The 17888-nt window shown below is 60.9% G+C and carries 14 protein-coding genes and 1 tRNA gene; 6 read left to right on the top strand and 9 right to left on the bottom strand.

Translation table 11 applies throughout. From position 1 onward, the window contains the following. Nucleotides 1-5: 5 nt before the first annotated feature. Complete coding sequence (locus YH63_RS15855; protein WP_046826768.1) at nucleotides 6-2021, bottom strand: acetyl-CoA carboxylase biotin carboxylase subunit; 2016 nt, start codon at nucleotides 2019-2021, stop codon at nucleotides 6-8. A 171-nt stretch (nucleotides 2022-2192) separates the two neighbouring features. On the opposite strand from YH63_RS15855, the gene YH63_RS15850 reads away from it, so the two are divergent. Continuing rightward, entirely contained in the window at nucleotides 2193-4037 is a 1845-nt protein-coding gene (locus tag YH63_RS15850) for an alkaline phosphatase family protein (protein ID WP_046826769.1), read from the top strand. A gap of 31 nt (nucleotides 4038-4068) precedes the next feature. On the opposite strand, the gene YH63_RS15845 is transcribed toward YH63_RS15850, so the two are convergent. Then, nucleotides 4069-4665 carry a hypothetical protein gene (locus tag YH63_RS15845; RefSeq protein WP_046826770.1) on the bottom strand — a complete coding sequence of 199 codons (597 nt, stop codon included), beginning with the start codon at nucleotides 4663-4665 and terminating at the stop codon, nucleotides 4069-4071. On the opposite strand from YH63_RS15845, the gene YH63_RS15840 reads away from it, so the two are divergent. Together YH63_RS15840 and YH63_RS15835 are read left to right on the top strand one after the other, a co-directional pair. Then, entirely contained in the window at nucleotides 4664-4864 is a 201-nt protein-coding gene (locus YH63_RS15840; RefSeq protein ID WP_137325217.1) for a hypothetical protein, read from the top strand. The genes YH63_RS15845 and YH63_RS15840 overlap by 2 nt on opposite strands. A 183-nt stretch (nucleotides 4865-5047) precedes the next feature. Next, nucleotides 5048-5707 carry a peroxiredoxin gene (locus tag YH63_RS15835; RefSeq protein WP_046826771.1) on the top strand — a complete coding sequence of 220 codons (660 nt, stop codon included), beginning with the start codon at nucleotides 5048-5050 and terminating at the stop codon, nucleotides 5705-5707. Nucleotides 5708-5783: 76 nt separating this feature from the next. On the opposite strand, the gene YH63_RS15830 is transcribed toward YH63_RS15835, so the two are convergent. The 3 genes from YH63_RS15830 to YH63_RS15820 all read right to left on the bottom strand — a co-directional run bounded on the left by YH63_RS15830 (nucleotide 5784) and on the right by YH63_RS15820 (nucleotide 9136). Then, nucleotides 5784-6185 carry a DUF2177 family protein gene (locus YH63_RS15830; protein WP_046826772.1) on the bottom strand — a complete coding sequence of 134 codons (402 nt, stop codon included), beginning with the start codon at nucleotides 6183-6185 and terminating at the stop codon, nucleotides 5784-5786. A 91-nt stretch (nucleotides 6186-6276) separates the two neighbouring features. Further along, nucleotides 6277-8013, bottom strand: coding sequence for a methyl-accepting chemotaxis protein (locus YH63_RS15825; protein WP_046829470.1), 1737 nt, complete (start codon nucleotides 8011-8013; stop codon nucleotides 6277-6279). A gap of 217 nt (nucleotides 8014-8230) precedes the next feature. Then, nucleotides 8231-9136, bottom strand: a complete 906-nt coding sequence (locus YH63_RS15820) for a DMT family transporter (RefSeq protein ID WP_046826773.1) — start codon at nucleotides 9134-9136, stop codon at nucleotides 8231-8233. A 108-nt stretch (nucleotides 9137-9244) separates the two neighbouring features. On the opposite strand from YH63_RS15820, the gene YH63_RS15815 reads away from it, so the two are divergent. Then, nucleotides 9245-10372, top strand: coding sequence for an S-(hydroxymethyl)glutathione dehydrogenase/class III alcohol dehydrogenase (locus YH63_RS15815; protein WP_046826774.1), 1128 nt, complete (start codon nucleotides 9245-9247; stop codon nucleotides 10370-10372). A 1250-nt stretch (nucleotides 10373-11622) separates the two neighbouring features. Here YH63_RS15815 and YH63_RS15805 read toward each other — a convergent pair. After that, nucleotides 11623-12066, bottom strand: a complete 444-nt coding sequence (locus tag YH63_RS15805; RefSeq protein WP_046826775.1) for a hypothetical protein — start codon at nucleotides 12064-12066, stop codon at nucleotides 11623-11625. A 265-nt stretch (nucleotides 12067-12331) separates the two neighbouring features. Here YH63_RS15805 and YH63_RS15800 point away from each other — a divergent pair, with 265 nt between their 5' ends. After that, nucleotides 12332-13045, top strand: coding sequence for a hypothetical protein (locus YH63_RS15800; RefSeq protein ID WP_046829471.1), 714 nt, complete (start codon nucleotides 12332-12334; stop codon nucleotides 13043-13045). A gap of 162 nt (nucleotides 13046-13207) precedes the next feature. On the opposite strand, the gene YH63_RS15795 is transcribed toward YH63_RS15800, so the two are convergent. The 3 genes from YH63_RS15795 to YH63_RS15785 form a co-directional block, all read right to left on the bottom strand. Beyond that, nucleotides 13208-13990 (bottom strand): tetratricopeptide repeat protein, encoded by a 783-nt coding sequence (locus tag YH63_RS15795; protein WP_170978697.1) that lies wholly within the window; start codon nucleotides 13988-13990, stop codon nucleotides 13208-13210. 78 nt (nucleotides 13991-14068) lie between these two features. Then, nucleotides 14069-14145, bottom strand: a tRNA-Arg gene (locus YH63_RS15790). 218 nt (nucleotides 14146-14363) lie between these two features. Continuing rightward, on the bottom strand, nucleotides 14364-16457 hold the full coding sequence (locus tag YH63_RS15785) for a PQQ-dependent dehydrogenase, methanol/ethanol family (protein WP_246658067.1): 2094 nt from the start codon (nucleotides 16455-16457) through the stop codon (nucleotides 14364-14366). Nucleotides 16458-16913: 456 nt separating this feature from the next. Here YH63_RS15785 and YH63_RS15780 point away from each other — a divergent pair, with 456 nt between their 5' ends. Continuing rightward, the gene (locus YH63_RS15780) at nucleotides 16914-17888 is read left to right on the top strand and encodes an ABC transporter substrate-binding protein (RefSeq protein ID WP_046826777.1); all 975 of its coding nucleotides are present in this window, start codon (nucleotides 16914-16916) and stop codon (nucleotides 17886-17888) included.

Here is a 17888-nt window from a genome sequence, read left to right as displayed (position 1 = left end):
CGCCCTCACGCAAATTCGAGGATCAGCGCATCGACAGCCAGTGTCGCGCCCGGCGTGGCGGCGATTTTCTTCACGATGCCGTCGCGTTCGGCGCGCAGCACGTTCTGCATCTTCATCGCCTCGATCACCGCGAGGGTCTCGCCCGCCTTGACGTCCTGACCTTCGGTCACCGCGATCGAGATTACGAGGCCCGGCATCGGGCACAGCACCTTCTTGCCGGTGTCGGCGGCTGACGTCACAGGCATCAGGCGCGCGGCGGTGGCTTCGGTTTCCGTGAACACCTGCACCGGAAGTTCATAGCCCTGGTAGGCGAGCCGGAAGCCGTTCGGCATCGGCCTCACCTGCGCGGCGACAGGATGACCGGCGATGGTGCCCTGCCAGACCGGATCGCCGGGCTTCCAGTTCGAGAGCAGCGTCACGGGCTGACCGAGATTTCCATCGGCACCGACCAGACGAATGACGATCCCCTCGCCGTCGCGCGCGACATCAAGCGGAACCTCGTTGCGGTCGAGCCAGACCGAACGGCGGCGCTCACGCGACACGGCGCGGCCGTTCAACTGGCCGGAAATCTGCCGCTTGCGCTCGCCCAGGATGTGATCGACCGCCGCACCGACTGCGGCGATACGATGCGCGGTCTCGCCTTCCGGCGTGCGCGGGCCGAAGCCCTTGGGGAATTCCTCGGCGATGAAGCCGGTCGACAGATTGCCCTCGCGCCAGCGCGGATGGTTCATCAGCGCGGACAGGAACGGAATATTGTGACGAATGCCGTCGATATAGAACGCATCCAGCGCCTGGGATTGCGCTTCGATGGCGGCGGCGCGCGATGACGCATGGGTCACCAGTTTGGCGATCATCGGATCGTAGTAGATCGAAATCTCGCCGCCTTCCTGCACGCCGGTGTCGTTGCGCACAGTGATGTCGCCCACCTTGCTCTCCGCAGGCGGACGATACTTCACGAGACGCCCGATCGACGGCAGGAAATTCCGGAACGGATCTTCCGCGTAAACACGGGACTCGACAGCCCATCCGGTCAGCGTGACGTCCTTCTGCGCCAGCGCGAGCTTCTCGCCGGCGGCAACGCGGATCATCTGCTCGACAAGGTCGATGCCGGTGATGAGTTCGGTCACCGGATGCTCGACCTGGAGCCGCGTATTCATTTCGAGGAAGTAGAAGCTCTTGTCCTGACCCGCGACGAATTCGACCGTGCCTGCGGAATCGTAATTCACGGCCTTGGCCAGCGCGACGGCCTGCTCGCCCATCTTGCGGCGGGTGGCCTCATCGAGCAGCGGCGACGGGGCTTCCTCGATCACCTTCTGGTTGCGGCGCTGGATCGAGCACTCACGCTCGCCGAGATAAATCACGTTGCCGTGCTTGTCGCCGAGGAGCTGGATTTCGATGTGGCGCGGATCGACGATGAACTTCTCGATGAAGACGCGGTCGTCGCCGAACGACGCTTTCGCTTCGGCCTTGGCGAGGTTGAAGCCTTCCGCGACTTCGGATTTCGAATGCGCGATCCGCATGCCCTTGCCGCCGCCGCCGGCCGACGCCTTGATCATGACGGGATAACCGATCTCGTCGGCGATCTTGACGGCATGCACCTCGTCATCGATCACGCCGAGATGGCCCGGCACGGTCGAAACCTTGGCCTTGGCCGCCGCCTTCTTCGACTCGATCTTGTCGCCCATCGCGGCGATCGCGCCGGGGTTGGGACCGATGAACACGATGCCCGCCGCTTCGAGCGCGCGCGGGAACGCCTCGCGCTCGGACAGGAACCCGTAACCCGGATGCACCGCCTCCGCACCGGTCTGGCGGCAGGCCTCGATGATCTTCTCCATGACGAGATAGCTCTCGGCGGCCTGCGGCGGTCCGATGAAGACGGCTTCGTCCGCCATCTCGACATGGAGCGCGTCACGGTCGGCGTCCGAATAGACAGCGACAGTCTTGATGCCCATCCGGCGCGCGGTCTTGATGACCCGGCAAGCGATTTCGCCGCGATTGGCGATCAGTATCTTTTTGAACATGGGAGCGACTTGATCTTCTTGTCTTGAGGGCAGGACCGACCCCGGGGCCAGGGCACCTATTTGGCATGGGCCGGGGATTGTAACAATTCCGTTGTACAGGGAAACTACATCTCTACTGGCCTTCGGCTTGTCGGCTCGCCCCGAAAGAACCAGCCGGATACGGGAAACTCAATGCGCTGCACAATCCTATTGCCCGCAATTTGCGCCCTCGCCCTGTCGAACACCGCGGCTTTCGCCCAAAATGACCGCCCTCGCAACCTCATTCTCTTCGTGCCTGATGGCATGCGCGCGCTGATGGTGAAACCGGAAACCGCGCCGGCCATGGCTGCATTGCGCGACAAAGGCGTCAATTTCGCCAATCCGCACTCGCTTTTTCCGACCTTTACCACCGCCAATGCGTCGGCGATGGCCACCGGCCACTATCTCGGCGACACCGGAGATTTCAGCAACACGATCTATACCGGCTATCCGGTGGCGCACGCCAACGGAACGGTCGTGCCGTTCCTCCAGAACAATGCGGTGTTGGGCGAACTCGACGAGCATTTCGGCGGTGACTTTCTCAACGAAGAGACGATTCTCAAGCTCGCCCGCGAGAAGGGATACAGCACCGCAGCGCTGGGCAAGGTCGGCCCCACCCTGATCTTCGATCACACCGACCGCGCCGACCGGCCGGGGCTGCATTCGATTGTGATCGACGACACCACCGGCGAGAAGAACGGCGTTCCGCTCTCGCAGGAGATGAAGGATGCGCTGACGAAAGCCGACCTGCCGCTGGTGACGCCGTCGCGCGGTGAAAGCCGAAGGGCCGGAGATTTCAAGACGCCGGGTACGCTTGTCGCCAACGTCGCGCAGCAAGCCTATTTCGCCGATGTCGCCACGAAAATCATTCTGCCGATGTTCAAGGCGCGCAACCAGCCGTTCGTGCTGGTGTTCTGGTCACGCGATCCGGACGGCGCGCAACACAACCACGGCGACAGCCTGAACACGATCACGCCCGGCATCAACGGTCCCACTTCGCTTGCAGGGATCAGGAACGCCGACAACAACCTCGCGCAGATCCGCAAGGCGCTCGACGATCTCGGCCTGTCGGGCACAACGAATATCATCGTCGCCTCCGATCACGGCTTCTCCACCATCTCGAAGGAAAGCAAGACCAGCCCATCAACGAAGATCACCTATGACGACACCCCGAAGGGTTTTCTGCCCTTGGGATTTCTGGCCATCGATCTTGCAAAGGCGCTCAAGCTTCCGCTGTTCGATCCGAACAACAAGAACGCGCGTGTTCCCGACAACGCACATCCGAGGTTTGGCAGTGGTCTGCTTGGCGCAAATCCTGAAAAGCCCGACGTTGTGGTCGCGACCAACGGCGGCTCGGATTTGATCTATCTGCCCAAGAATGATCGCAAGCTCACCGGGCGCATCGTCAAGGCGCTTCTCGCACAGGATTACGTCAGCGGCATTTTCGTTGAAAACGATCTGGGGCGATTTCCCGGAACGCTGCCGCTGTCGGTGTTCAACCTGCGTGGCAAAGCCGTGACGCCGCATCCGTCGATTGTCGTCAGTTTCCGTTCCTACACCTCCGGCTGTGATGAGCCGACACTGTGTACGGTTTCGGTCGCCGATACGGTGCTGCGGCAGGGCCAGGGCATGCACGGAAGTTTCAGTCGCGGCGACACCATGAACTTCATGGCGGCGATCGGCCCGGATTTCAAAGCCGGCTATATCAATACCCTTCCCGTCAGCAACGCCGATGTTGGGGTCACCGCCGCGAAGCTTCTCGGCCTCGACCGCAAGCCGAAAGGCTCGCTGGTCGGCCGGGTGCTGACGGAGGCCATGCCCAACGGCGTGACACCCAAGGGCTTTACCGGGACAATCGCAGGCCCGCGCGCCGCCAACGGCTTGCGCACGGTGCTGCAATTCCAGCGCGTGCTGGATCAGCGCTATTTCGATGCGGCGGGATTTCCGGGGCGGACGGTCGGCCTTCCGGAGGCAGTCAAGACAGCAGGCGCAAGGTAGCGCCTGCTGCTTTTACGCGAGAGCGCGTGCGTTACATTCCAAGGTCGAGGAAGTTCGGCAGCGTATGGGCCAGCGGAAGGGTCGCCGCGCCGATCAGGGTCGCGACCAGCCGCATCAGCGCGCGGTTGTTACGGCGCGTGCCACGCATCTGGCTCGCGATCCACTCCAGCACTTCGGTGTTCACACCGACGGCCGTGGTGGGCGCCCAGCTCTCGATCGAGGTATCGGGTGACAGCGCAACGGAGCGCGGCGGAACCGGCAGGCCGGAGGCTGCAGCTGCGTGATGCACGATCGCCTTGGCGAAAAGATCGTCGAAACGGCCATCGTCGCTGCGCTCGGTCGCGGCCTTGTTGATCTCGAAAAGTGTTTCAGCTTCGGCGCGGCTGACAGGCTCGTTGGTGTTCGCCGCAGCGGTGAGAATCCGCGCGCACCAAGCTGCGTCATCCGCGTCCAGCGCCCTGGAGAAATGTACCCGTCCGGCGGTTGTCGGCCCCTCGCCCGTGATCACGCCGTCGCGCACGAAAGCGAGCGCGGTAGCGGACACGTCGCGGTCGGCAATGGAGCCGGTTTCGATTTTCCGGATCAGTTCGGAAAGCGGTGCGTTCGAGATGATCGAGGCGGACGTCATGTTACTTTTCTCTTTTTGTATCCCGCAGCTTTTTCATGCGGGTGTAAACGAAGCGTTAATAAAGCGATTCGGAGCACGCTTCTTTCTCGTATGGTTGCGGATTGGTCGCAGTGACCGTCCGACAGGTTCAGCAATGACCACCGGAACCGGCGGCGTTGCGGCGCATCAAAGTCAAATTCGCGACATCGCAGAAAAGTGAGTGCGCAGCGGACGATTATGAACGTCCATTAATCTGCCGCGGGACAGCAGAGATTTTCTGAAGCACGGCGGCGTGCGAGAAGGATATTGCCCTTTTCGCCACACCGTTTCGTTTTGGGATCTTCGTCGCTATATCTCGAGCGCGAGATTTTCCTCGCAACTCCAAGTACGTGAGGCCAAAAACATGACAATTCAGATTGGCGCGGAGGCGCCCGATTTCGCGGCTGACACCACCGAGGGACGCATCAAATTTCACGACTGGATCGGCGACAGCTGGGCCCTGCTGTTTTCGCACCCCAAGGACTTCACCCCCGTTTGCACCACCGAACTCGGGACGCTGGCGCGGCTGAAGCCGGAATTCGACAAACGCGGCGTCAAACTGATCGGCCTGAGCGTCGATCCGGTCGACAACCACACCAGGTGGGGTGCCGACATCAAGGAGACGCAGGGATTTGCGCCGAACTATCCGATGATCGGCGACACCGATCTCGCGGTTGCAAAGCTCTACAACATGCTGCCGGCGAGCACGTCGGGTGACGCCACCAGCCGCACCGCTGCCGACAATGCCACGGTGCGCACCGTGTTCGTTATAGGCCCGGACAAGAAGGTGAAGCTGGTGCTGGTCTATCCGATGACCACCGGGCGCAACTTCGACGAGATCCTTCGCGTGATCGACTCGTTGCAACTGACTGCCAAGCACCGCGTCGCCACCCCGGCCGACTGGAAACAGGGCGAAGACGTCATCATCGCCGGTTCGGTTACCGACGACGAGGCCAAGACGATCTACCCGGGCGGCTGGAAATCGCCGAAGCCCTATATCCGGATCGTTCCGCAGCCAAAGTAATCGCGGCGACCATGCAAAGAATAAGGGACGCATCGCGTCCCTTATTTATTGAGTTTCGTGTGTTGCGGCCATGCCATCACATGCGCGGCGTCAGCCAGTTCGCGATCAGCAACCCGAGCGTGGACGACAATGCCGTCACGAACGATCCCCACGCGACGTCCACCAGCACCACCGGCCAGGTCCAGTGCTTCAGCAGCGCCAATGATGTCAGCTCGAATGTCGCGTAACAGAAAAATCCGAACAGCGCGCCGTAGAGCAGCGTGGACCGCCAGTTCGCGTCTGGCGCGGCGCTGACGAAGATCAAAATACCAACGGCATACAGCAGATAGAACAGGATCGCCGGCGCAAGCCGGACCGTGCCCAGCATGTCGCCGACCTGCGACGTGAAAAAGCTTTTCGCGACAAGTCCCAGAAACAGGAAATCGATGGGGACCATCACCAGCAACGTGGCGAGGTAGAGAACGGCGTTCCGCTTCAAGTAATCCTCCCGGACGGCAATGGCTTGTAGCAACAACTACGTACGACTGCCGATCCGGTTGCACATGCGGCGCAAATTCAGGCGAACAACCTCACGCCGCCCTGACACCATCGAGGAAGCGCCCGACCTCCGCCTGGAGGTGCAGGCTCTCTCCGCTCAGCGCCTGCGCCGACTTCAGGATATCGTCCGATGTCTCGCCGGTTCGGTTCGCGCCATGGGCGACTTCCCCGACATTGGCGGCAACCTCGGTCGTGACGGTCGCGGCGGCCTGAACGCTTTTCGCGATTTCCTGCGTCGCAGCCCCTTGCTGATCGACCGCCGCCGCAATCGATGTTGCGATCTTGTTGATGTGCTCGATGGTCTGGCCGATAGCCTTGATCGCGGACACCGACTCCTGTGTCGCGGACTGCATGTTGACGATATGGCTGCTGATCTCGTCGGTGGCTTTCGCGGTCTGCCCTGCCAGAGTTTTGACTTCCTGCGCGACCACCGCGAAACCTCGTCCCGCCTCGCCTGCCCGCGCCGCCTCAATGGTGGCGTTGAGCGCGAGAAGATTGGTCTGTTCGGCAATCGATGTAATGAGTTTCACGACATCACCGATGCGGTCGCCCGCGCGCGACAGTTCAGCCATCCGCTCGTCGGTTGCGGCGGCCTGCTTCACGGCATTGGCGGCAATCCCGTTCGACTCCTGAACCCGGCGGCTGATCTCGGCGATTGAGCTGGTCAGTTCCTCGGATGCCGCGGCTGCGTTGCGCACGTGCTCCGATGCCTGCGTCGATGCGTCGGCGGACGCCTTCGACAGATGCGCCGTGCTGCGCGCGGTTTCAGTCAGGTTTCGTGCCGCGTTTTCGAATTCGCCGGACGAATGCAGCACCTTGTCGATGATTCCGCCGACGTTGGACTGGAATTCATCCACGAAGCTTTGCAGTTCCACCTTGCGGCGCTGCACGGACTCCGCCTCTGCGGTCTTGCGCTCGGCCTCTAACCGGCGGCGTTCAAGCGAGTTCGCCTTGAACACACCGATGGTCCGGGCAATGGAGCCGATTTCGTCGTAGCGATCGACGTGGTTGATGGTGACGTCCGGTTTGCCTTCGGCGAGCGACGTCAGCGTGTCCGTAACGGATCGGAGCGGCCGCGTGACGCTGCGCACGATCAGCATCGTCAGGGCGAGAACCAGCAAGGCTCCAATCACCGCTGCGATGATCATCATCTTCATGGTCTGCTGCAGCATGGCGTCGAGCGGTTCCGTCGCAATTCCGACGTAGAGAATTCCGACGATCTTCCCGGCGGTATCGAACACGGGATGGTATGCCGTCATGAAGCTCTTGCCGAACAGCATCGCAGGCCCCTTGTAGGCCTGACCGCTTCGGATGACCGGCTGGCCCGGATGATCCGGCGCCAGTTGCGTGCCGACGGCGCGGTCGCCGTTCTCCTTCTTGACGTTGGTGGTCCGGCGGATGAACTGCTTGGTCGCATCGTCATAAACGAAAAGGGTTGCGTTCCCCCCGACATAGGCCGTCGCACGATCGACCGTCTTGTGATCCTTGAACTCGGGCATTGCCGGAATTTCGGCCCGGGTGACGATCCCGTCCTTGATGGTGACCTTGGCGTCGCCGTAGCTTTCCGCGAAGGCCAGTGCCAAAGTCCGAAGACTGGTTTCGATGTTGGATTTGCCCCGGGCTTCGAACTCCGTGCTCAGCGACCAGTAGGCCGCTCCGACCACCATCGAGGTGGTTGCTGCAATCAGCAGCGCCGCAAAGATCGTGGCCTTGGTTCCGAGCTTGAATTTCAGGAAACTGAAGGAATTCTTCCCCGAGCCGATTGTCATCGTGTCCTCTCCGAAACGCATTCCGATCCAAAATCGATCAACTTTGACAGTATACATTTACCCTTCCATTAACGGTTCGCTGGGCGGTCATGCGCAGTGGGGCCGATCGCCGATCGCAACGCCGAACGCGCGTGCGCTCTGGCGGCGTACGCCAAGACGGGGAACGCAAGGCCGGGAGTGCCGGCACGATTCCGAAAAAGGAGACGGAGGAGAACGTCTAAGCCTTGCGTGCGGGTGTCGTGCTCTTGTTCACGAGCAGTACGGCCGCCGCGCAGATCACCATGCCCACGATCGAGAGCATGTCCAGCCGCTCGTCGAACAACACATAAGCCATGATCGCGGTGACGCCGGGCACAAGGTAGAACAGGCTCGCGACCTGTGTCGCGGCTGAATGGCGGATCAGCCAGTACAGCAGTCCGATCGACCCGATCGACAGCACGACGACCAGCCACGCGAGGCCGAATACGAACTCGCGATTCCAGACGATCACTCGCGTCTCGAACAGCCAGGCGCCGAGAGCAAACAGCAAACCCGCCGCGACAAACTGAATGAAATTTCCAGAGCGCCAGTCGATGTGGCTGCAGTAGCGCTTCTGATAGAGCGTGCCGAGCGTGATGCTGATCAGGGCGACGCAGGTGGCGAGCCAGCCCCAGCCCGCGTCTCCCGACAGCGAACGGCCGTGCAGAACGATCAGCGTTCCTGCAAGGCCCATCAACAGCCCCGTCCATTGCAGCGGCGTCACGCGCTCGCCGAGCCAGCGGTTCGCCAGCGTCGATGTCAGGATCGGCTGCAGGCCCGGGATCAGCGCAGACAATCCCGCCGGCACGGAATGGAAAATCGCAACCGCCGTCCCGCCGAGATAAAAGCCATGGACCAGAAGTCCGGAGATCGCGCTGTGCATCACATCGGTGCGGTTCGGCCATTTCGCCCGGTATATGGCCGCAATCACACCCATCAGCAGCACCGCAAGGACCATGCGCACCGCGAGGTAGGTCAGCGGTTCGGCTCCGGCCAGCACGTACTTGGTGCCGATGAATCCGGTGCTCCACAGCACGACGAAGACTGCCGGCGCGGCCCGCGCGGCAATCGATTCGAACGTTGACTCGGGCGGCGACGGGCTCATTTGCGCAACTGCTTGCCCGATCCTATGGTGTCGGGCAATGAGCAAATACGCTGGGTCATGCGTTCAAAAAACGCAGATCCATGCCAAGCACGCACAAGGGTTCAGTTCATGGATGTTCGCGCCGCCGTCGCCATCGCAGCCGGTAAACCGCTCGAGATCACCACCGTTCAGCTCGAAGGCCCCCGTGAGGGCGAGGTGCTGGTCGAGATCAAGGCGACCGGCATATGTCACACCGATGAATTCACCCTGTCCGGCGCGGACCCCGAAGGCCTCTTTCCAGCGATCCTCGGTCACGAAGGCGCGGGTGTTGTGGTCGACGTGGGACGCGGCGTCACCAGCGTCAAAAAAGGCGATCACGTCATTCCGCTGTATACGCCGGAATGCCGCCAGTGCCCGTCCTGCCTGTCGCGCAAGACCAATCTCTGCACCGCGATCCGCGCCACGCAAGGGCAAGGCCTGATGCCCGACGGCACCTCCCGCTTCTCCCTCGGCGGCAAGCCGATCCACCACTACATGGGCACCTCGACCTTCGCGAACTACACCGTGCTGCCGGAAATCGCGGTGGCGAAGATCCGCGAGGACGCGCCGTTCGACAAAGTCTGCTACATCGGCTGCGGCGTCACCACCGGCATCGGTGCGGTCATCAACACCGCCAAGGTCGAACAAGGCGCCAAGGCCATCGTGTTCGGCCTCGGCGGCATCGGCCTCAACGTGTTGCAAGGCCTGCGGCTCGCCGGCGCGGACATGATCATCGGCGTCGATATCAACAACGACCGCAAGGCGTGGGGCGAGCGCTTCGGCATGACGCATTTCGTCAACCCGACGGAGGTCGGCAAGGATCTCGTCGCGCACCTCGTCAACATGACCAAGACCAAGGAAGACCAGATCGGCGGCGCGGACTACACGTTCGACTGCACCGGCAACGTCACCGTGATGCGTCAGGCGCTGGAAGCCTGCCATCGCGGCTGGGGACAATCGATCGTGATCGGCGTCGCGCCCTCGGGCGCCGAGATCGCGACGCGGCCGTTCCAGCTCGTAACCGGGCGGGTCTGGAAGGGCACAGCCTTCGGCGGCGCGCGCGGCCGGACCGACGTGCCGAAGATCGTCGACTGGTACATGCAGGGAAAGATTCAGATCGATCCGATGATCACGCATGTGATGCCGCTGAACGACATCAACAAGGGATTCGATCTGATGAAGAGCGGCCAATCGATCCGCGGCGTGGTGACGTTCTAGGTCAAGCTCGAAACGGTAATAAAGCGCAGCGCTCGCCCAACACGCGATGTCGTCCCCGCGAAAGCGGGGACCCATAACCACCGAACGTCGTGGTGATGGCAGGAAGATTGCTCGCACCAATAAAGAGCCTAGGGAGTATGGGTCCCCGCTTTCGCGGGGACGACGATCCGTCATTCCGGGATGCGCCGCTTGGCGCAGGCCCGGAATCCATACTGCGAGGGAATCAATAGTCCGGTGATGGATTCCGGGCTCGCGCAAAAACGCGCGCCCCGGAATGACAGCGGAGAATGTTGAATGAGCGTAGCCCTGCAACATTTCGTGATGGGGACACCAATCCCCGCGCTCTGAACCTCTCGTATGTTCGGCCTGTCCTGTTCGTGAGGGGCGCTTCTCGAGGGCGCTTTTGAAGCGGAGCAGGATGCGGCGCCCGCGCGCACGGTTCGCAGCCATGTCGTCCGGGAGGCTGGGGTCACCGTCCGGGCCAACTACGTGGCTCTGCCGTTCGCGGCTGGACGCGGCGAGGATGAAGGCGGCGAAAGCCGACCGGATCAGGACGTGAAAGCGTCCGTCCTCACCCGGAAGTACGGTCCCCTCGCCCAAAATCGCCGCCAAATAGCAGTCAAGCTTGCGCAGACTGCGTAAACTTGTCTGCGGAGCGCCGCAAGGCGATGCGCTTCCGGAACATCATCGCCTCGCAAGCGATGCCGGAAGCGAAACGATACCAAGGTGCGCCTCGCGGCGCTCCATGCCCCTCGTTTCAGGGGCGAGACCAAAGCTCACCTCGCGCGATGCGCGAGAGCAATGACGCGTGGCTGAACGGAAATGGCTGTTTGAAAATTGAATCGGGAGTTTGAGTTGTGGCGTGACGTCACAACACATTCGATGTCGTCCCCGCGAAGGCGGGGACCCATAACCACCGAACGTTGTGATGATGGCGGGCGATCGCTCCAGCATCACCTCAAAATCGAAAGTTCAGGGAGTATGGGTCCCGGCCTTCGCCGGGACGACATGGAGAGAGATTGCGAGACTGCAACCTCCGCAGTTGTCATCACCGGGCTTGACCCGGTGATCCACGTCTTGCTTGCGATGCCGATGGAAAGACGTGGATGGCCGGGTCAAGCCCGGCCATGACGACCTGCAAATGAGGCGCAGTACTTGCCACACATCGATGATCGTCCCACGATTTGAAAGACCGCGCGCATGCCTCAATGACCGTTATTGAGAGCCAACGCCCCAGCACGATGGAAATTTCAGAAGAACTCTTCCGGACACGGATCAACAATCTGCCAGAGATCCCTGCCGTTCTTGATCTTCTTCATCTCGTTGGTGAGACCGCCGTTGCGGCTGATCCACGACTTCACCGTCGGAGGGTAATACGACATCAAATCCGTCGTCCCCGCGCTGCTGTTGACCTTGAGGCCGAACGTATAGGCCTTGTCGTAATAGGCCAGGTGAAAGCCGAGGCTGGCGCGCGGCGTCACGCAGATCTTGTTCATCGGCACGATGCCGAACACCATCGTACAGGCCGAGTTGCAGATACCGTCGATGATGACGCGCTCACCCCGCGCACGGATGCGCTGGTACTTGGCCTTGTACTCTTCGACATATCCGCCGTGGTCGCGGGTGATGCGCAGGTCCGCATGCGCGGGGCCGCTCAACGCGATCAAAATCGTAGCTGGAACCCAAAATCGCATGTCGGAAATGACCTGGCGTCAAACGGGACGAAACAGATGAAGCCCAACTTTGGCTTTGTTGTGTTGGAATTTCGTTAAGGGTGATGAGTGGCGCGAGGATGGCCCGCCGTTCGAATTTCGTTCGAACGCAGTCAAATTTCAAGCGGCGCGTCATTGCCGGTCTGCATTGCGCCGGCATAGGAGTAGCGAGCGAGCAATGTAGATGATAGCATCGAACATCAAGCTGGATTACTTTCAACCTTATGGTTTTGAGACTATTGCTGTTATGCCCCCGCCTGACACCTCGCAATTGCTGACGTTTCGCTGCCCGAAAGAACTCGAAGGTCTGTTGCCGCCGCCGATCCCCGCGGCGCAGGGCTTGCCGGACTGGCTAAAAACCATGCCGCAAGAGGTGTCCAGCGAGATTATGGGGGGCCAGAACGACACTGTGAAGCGTTGCCCGCCGTTCGTGGATGCGATGACGTCGGGTTTTCTGATCCCGCTGATCTGCGACATAAAGTTCGAGAACGGCGAGTTTACCTGGGATAATGATTTGCCGCCATGCGGTACGATCAATTTCCCGCGCTCTCCACTGGGGCTGCACGACAGTACTCAACTTACGGGCACGCCGTTCTTCGAATCCGACCGCTTCGTGATCAAGTTTCACAATCTCTGGACCATCGAAGCACCGGAGGGTTACTCCCTGCTGTTCACGCATCCCGTCAACAGGTTCGATTTGCCGTTTACGACGCTGACGGGATGGGTCGATTGCGACAACTATCGCGATGGCTGGATTCACTTTCCGGCGCGGTGGCGCGACACCAATTTCAGCGGCGTACTGCCGAAAGGAACGCCGGTCGCTCAATGCTTTCCGGTGAAGCGGGAAAAATGGAGTTTGCGAACCGCGGTTTTCACGGAAGAGGAGACGCAGCGTACGCACGATCTCATAGGCCTGATGTCTCGCGAGACCGGCGTTTACCGGCGTCGGTTTCGGGTCTAGTGGTCCGATTCTAACATTCGCATCCCGTTGCAGCAGCACTCTTTTGCGAATGTTAGAATCAAAGGACCACTAGCAAATACAGATTTGAGTGGAGGTTTGGATTTGACATTCGCTTCACCGAAGCGTGGGTAGCGAATGTCAAATCCCCTCCACTCGTAACGGTCAGTTGTTTCGGACGCGTAAAAAATCCAGCGTCGCACTTGGCTGCAGGAAGATTCGCCCGTGCGATACAGACACCATCGCGATAACTGCATGGGCGGCTAATTTGCTCAACCCGTGGGTGGCTGTGCGAAAGAGTGCTTCCGCTTCCTCCCGCTGCCGGAGTTCAAGCAAGCATTTCCCGAGACGGATCCGCGTATCATCCAGGGGCTTAATGGCTAGCGCGCGGCGGTAGAGGTCCGCGGCCCGTCCGTAGTCGCCGTCCCATATCACCGCTGCCGCAAGAGCCAGCAAAGCGTCATGATGCGTCGGCTCCGCCGCGTGGACTTTGGCAAACACCGCCTGCGCCCGGATACGCTCGTTGCAGTCCGCCAGAACATATCCCAAGGCAAGTTGCAGATCGACCGATTGCGGCTCGAACGTCAGCCCGCTCTCGGTGACAGTCATCGCCTCGTCAAATTGTCCGCTCTTGCGCAACTGGAGTGCGAGTTCGACAAACGCCGGAATGTAGTGCGGTCGTCGGGCGACGGCGCGCCGCAAATGATCCAGCGCTTCGTCTCGGCGGCCGACAGTGGCGAGCATGCCCGCAAGCAACGTTTCGATCGATGGCTCGTCGGTCCTGCGCGCGAATTTCGCCAGATGCACGATGGCCTCGTCGAGGCGATTCTGCGCCAGAAGGGCGCGCCCAAGGATTTCTGCGGCAAGCGTGTTGCTGCGATCGGATTTCAGGACTTGCGACGCGAGTTGTTCTGCTTCCCCAAGTTGCTGCATCTGCAACGCCAGCATCGCCTTTGCGAGCGCGGGAGGGGGTGGCCTGTTTCGTTCCGGAGAAGAGCTCTTTGACATCTGTTTCATAAGGATCGCTGGCGCGCTCCGAGAGGTTCGAACTCCCTACCCTCGGAATCGAAATCCGATGCTCTATCCAGCCGGGCTAAGAGCGCATGACGGCTTCAATAGGTTAGACCGGGTCACCGCGCAACCCGCTCGCACAGTCTGCGCCAGGGCACACTTGTTTTAAGTCTTTGGATTTGTTGCAGATTTATCAATCATCCTGCCACCTCGTCATTCCGGGCTGCGTCCTGGCGCAGACCCGGAATGACGGTAGGTGAACGCAGCGAAAGTCAAAACGACTCGCGCCACGTGCCGGATGGGCGGCGACTCACTTCGGACGAATTGCGTCCGCCGTGCCCTGAATGAACGCGATGATCTTGACGACATCGTCTTCACTCAGCTTGCCAGTGAAGTCCGGCATGCCCTTGTCGACATGCGGACCCTTGAAGACAAAGTTCTTCAGGTTCGCGATCGTCTCGGGGCCGACATATCCGAGGTTTCGGACATTGCCGCCCTTATCGACGCCCGGCACGCCATGGCATGTGACGCAACTGCTGACGTAGAGCAGCGTCCCCGGCCCGACATCTGCCGGATCGTACTTCACGCCCGCGACGAGGCTCTCCATCTGGTACTTTGTCATCTCCGGCAACGGCGCCTTGCCGCCGATGGCGAAGGTATAAACCCTGCCGGGGTTGTTGTTCTCGGTCGCACGCGCGGCGACTCCGAACACGCCGCCCCATCCGACCGCAACCGACACATACTGCACGCCATCGAGCATGTAGGTTGAAGCCGCCGCGACGACGCCCGTTCCCGTCGGGCTTTCCCAGAGTTTCTCGCCTGACGTTGCATTGTAGGCGATGAAGCGGCCGTCAGCCGTCCCCTGGAACACAAGGTTGCCTGCTGTTGTCAGAGTGCCGCCGTTCCACGGGGCAACGTATTCCTGCTTCCAGGCTTCTTTCTGCTTCACCGGATCCCATGCGATGAGCCGGCCGAACGGCAGACTCTTGGGCGGCGTCGCGTTCAGGATGAAGCCGGTGTTCCAGCCGACATTGCCGCCGAAGTCGCCGGGCTTGTTGGCGTTATGTTTCCAGTCTTTCTGCGGGGTCAGATGCAGCGGCACGTTCTGCGCCGGCAAATAGACCAGACCGGTCATCGGATTGAACGACATCGGGTGCCAATTGTGAGCACCGTACGGACCCGGGATGCTGTCCATTCCCTTTTCCGGATCGCGCGCCGCTGCAACCTCGATCGGCCGCCCGTTGGCGTCATACCCCGTGGCCCAGTTCACATCGACGAAATTCTTCGCCGAGATGAACTTGCCGTTGGTGCGATCGATGACGAAGAAGAAGCCGTTCTTCGGTGCGTGAAGAATCACTTTTCTCGGCGCGCCGTCGATATTGATGTCCGCAAGGATCATCGGCTGGGTCGACGTATAGTCCCAGTGATCGCCCGGCGTTTCCTGATAGTGCCAAACGTATTTTCCGGTATCGGCGTTCAGCGCGACAATCGACGCGAGGTACAGGTTGTCACCGCCCGCAGGGCTGCGGAGATGACGATTCCAGGGCGAGCCGTTGCCTGTCCCGATGTAGACGAGGTTCAACTCGGGATCGAAGGTGATGGTGTCCCATGCGGTTCCGCCGCCGCCGTTGATCCAGTATTTGCCCGCCGGATCCCACGTTTTAGCGGCCTTCTCCATCGATTCATCTTCGTAAGGCTTGGCCGGATCTCCGGGAACGACGAACCATCGCCAGGCCTGGTTGCCGGTTTCGGCGTCATAGGCCGTGACATAGCCACGCGCGCCGTACTCCGCACCGCCGTTACCGATCACGACCTTCCCGTTCACGACGCGAGGCGCGCCCGTGATCGTGTACAGGTGCTCCTTGTCGATGAGCGTGTCTTTCTCCCAGACCTTCTTGCCGGTTACGGCATCGAGGGCAATCAGCCGCCCGTCATAGGCGCCGACGAAGATCTTGCCCTTGTGAAGGGCAACGCCGCGATTCACGACGTCGCAGCAACCTTTATAGCCGATGCTGCGCGACACCTCCGGATCGAAGGTCCATATGTTCTTGCCGGTGCGGACATCGATCGCATGCACGACGCTCCATGACGCGGTCACGTACATGATCCCGTCAACGACAACGGGCGTGGCTTCGACCCCGCGCGACGATTCAAGGTTGTACGTCCACATCAGGCCGAGATTTTTGACGTTGTCGGTGTTGATCTGCTTCAGCTTGCTGAAGCGGGTTTCTCCGTAATCGAGGCCGACCGCCGGCCAGTCGTTCGACGTGGCGGTGTTGGCCTTGATGGAGTTTTGATCGACCGCGGAAGTGACTGCCTTGATGTGTTCAGGCGATCCCTTCGCCGGCGATTGCGCCGAGGCTGCGGAGAAACTGGCGAGGGTCGCAACGGCGGACGCGATCATCAAAAAACCCAGCGGTGAGCGCTGGGTTACGGCATTTGTTGAAAGTTGTCGGCGAGCAGACGGGCTAGCAAGACGCATCATGCATTCCTCCCATGGCCTCTCACGGGCCTGGTTGAATGTTAGACGCAAAAGAGGAAGCGTCAACGAAACGGTGTTGCGCATTGCAACGAAGGCCCACCTCTTCTCTTGCAGCGCACGCGCACGTCGCTCTCCTGAACCCTGAACCAAGGCCGGGACGGCCTACATCCTGTCGCGCCGCCGGCGTTGGCCAAACAGGGCTGCAGGCCGGTCTGATCCGGCTGCCTTTACTGTCATCGGCGCGTTAAGCAGTCAGATATCCGGTTCCGTAACCTCGGCCACGCGACTATGCTGTGGTGAAGTGACTGGGCGACGTTGGTTGGAAGGAGGACAACCGTGCGTTTCATGCCTCGAGCGCTTGCCCAAACCGGCGATCGAATGCGGCGGCGCGACTTCATTGCACTTGTTGGTAGCGCTGTTGCATGGACGGTCCCGGCCCGCGCTCAGAGCATGCCGGTCATCGGGTATCTGGGCTCCGAAAACCCGGAACGCTACAGCAGCCGTCTCAGAGCATTCCGCGAAGGCCTTGCAGAAGTTGGTTACATCGAGGGGCGCAACGTCGAAATCGAATTTCGATGGGCGGAAGGTCAGTACAACCGGCTTCCAGCGATCGCAAAAGATCTCGCCAGCCGTCCATTGAACGTGATCGTAGCGGCAGGCGGCGCCGAGGTCGCACTCGCGGCAAAATCGGCGACTGCGACGATCCCGATTGTCTTCGAGATGGGTGGCGACCCCATTGCGCTCGGCGTGGTGGACAGCCTGTCACGGCCCGGAGGCAATCTCACCGGCGTATCGAGCCTGAGCGTAGAGGTTTCGCGCAAGCGCCTGGAGTTCATGCATGAAATGCGCCCGGGCACCAAGGTGTTCGCTGTTGCCGTCAATCCGACAAGCCCCACCTCAAGCTCGCAATTGAAGAACCTCCATACCGCGGCAACAAGCCTCGGACTGGAGCTTGTCGTCCTGAAAACCAGCACCGAACAAGAGTTCGACGGCATGTTCACCGCCGTACATGACATGCGCGCAGGCGGACTTGTCTTCAGCTCCGATCCCTATTTCGCGTACCGCAGCCAGCAACTTGCCGCGCTCGCCGTCCGCCATGCCGTGCCTGCGATGACCCAATCCCGCGATTTTCCACTTGCTGGCGGCCTGATGAGTTACGGCGGTGACTTCAATCAGTCGCACCGTCACACGGGAATGTACGCTGGCCGCATCCTCAAGGGCGAAAAGCCCTCGGATTTGCCCGTGCAGAGGGTCACCAAAGTCGAACTGTTCATCAATCTGAAGGCCGCCAGCGCCCTCGGCATATCCTTCCCGTCCTCGATCCTGAGTAGCGCCGATGGGGTAATCGAATGA

The sequence above is a fragment of the Afipia massiliensis genome, assembly GCF_001006325.2.
Taxonomy (GTDB): domain Bacteria; phylum Pseudomonadota; class Alphaproteobacteria; order Rhizobiales; family Xanthobacteraceae; genus Afipia; species Afipia massiliensis_A.
The sequence above is the reverse complement of the archived record's forward strand: the minus strand, read 5'-3'. Positions and strand labels throughout refer to the sequence as shown.

Excerpts from the sequence above, each read along its gene's own strand:
- YH63_RS15855 (WP_046826768.1), bottom strand. The coding sequence starts at position 2,021 with ATGTTCAAAAAGATACTGATCGCCAATCGCGGCGAAATCGCTTGCCGG.
- YH63_RS15850 (WP_046826769.1), top strand. The coding sequence starts at position 2,193 with ATGCGCTGCACAATCCTATTGCCCGCAATTTGCGCCCTCGCCCTGTCG.
- YH63_RS15840 (WP_137325217.1), top strand. The coding sequence starts at position 4,664 with ATGTTACTTTTCTCTTTTTGTATCCCGCAGCTTTTTCATGCGGGTGTA.
- YH63_RS15845 (WP_046826770.1), bottom strand. The coding sequence starts at position 4,665 with ATGACGTCCGCCTCGATCATCTCGAACGCACCGCTTTCCGAACTGATC.
- YH63_RS15835 (WP_046826771.1), top strand. The coding sequence starts at position 5,048 with ATGACAATTCAGATTGGCGCGGAGGCGCCCGATTTCGCGGCTGACACC.
- YH63_RS15825 (WP_046829470.1), bottom strand. The coding sequence starts at position 8,013 with ATGACAATCGGCTCGGGGAAGAATTCCTTCAGTTTCCTGAAATTCAAG.
- YH63_RS15820 (WP_046826773.1), bottom strand. The coding sequence starts at position 9,136 with ATGAGCCCGTCGCCGCCCGAGTCAACGTTCGAATCGATTGCCGCGCGG.
- YH63_RS15815 (WP_046826774.1), top strand. The coding sequence starts at position 9,245 with ATGGATGTTCGCGCCGCCGTCGCCATCGCAGCCGGTAAACCGCTCGAG.
- YH63_RS15805 (WP_046826775.1), bottom strand. The coding sequence starts at position 12,066 with ATGCGATTTTGGGTTCCAGCTACGATTTTGATCGCGTTGAGCGGCCCC.
- YH63_RS15800 (WP_046829471.1), top strand. The coding sequence starts at position 12,332 with ATGCCCCCGCCTGACACCTCGCAATTGCTGACGTTTCGCTGCCCGAAA.
- YH63_RS15795 (WP_170978697.1), bottom strand. The coding sequence starts at position 13,990 with ATGCTGGCGTTGCAGATGCAGCAACTTGGGGAAGCAGAACAACTCGCG.
- YH63_RS15785 (WP_246658067.1), bottom strand. The coding sequence starts at position 16,457 with ATGATCGCGTCCGCCGTTGCGACCCTCGCCAGTTTCTCCGCAGCCTCG.
- YH63_RS15780 (WP_046826777.1), top strand. The coding sequence starts at position 16,914 with ATGCGGCGGCGCGACTTCATTGCACTTGTTGGTAGCGCTGTTGCATGG.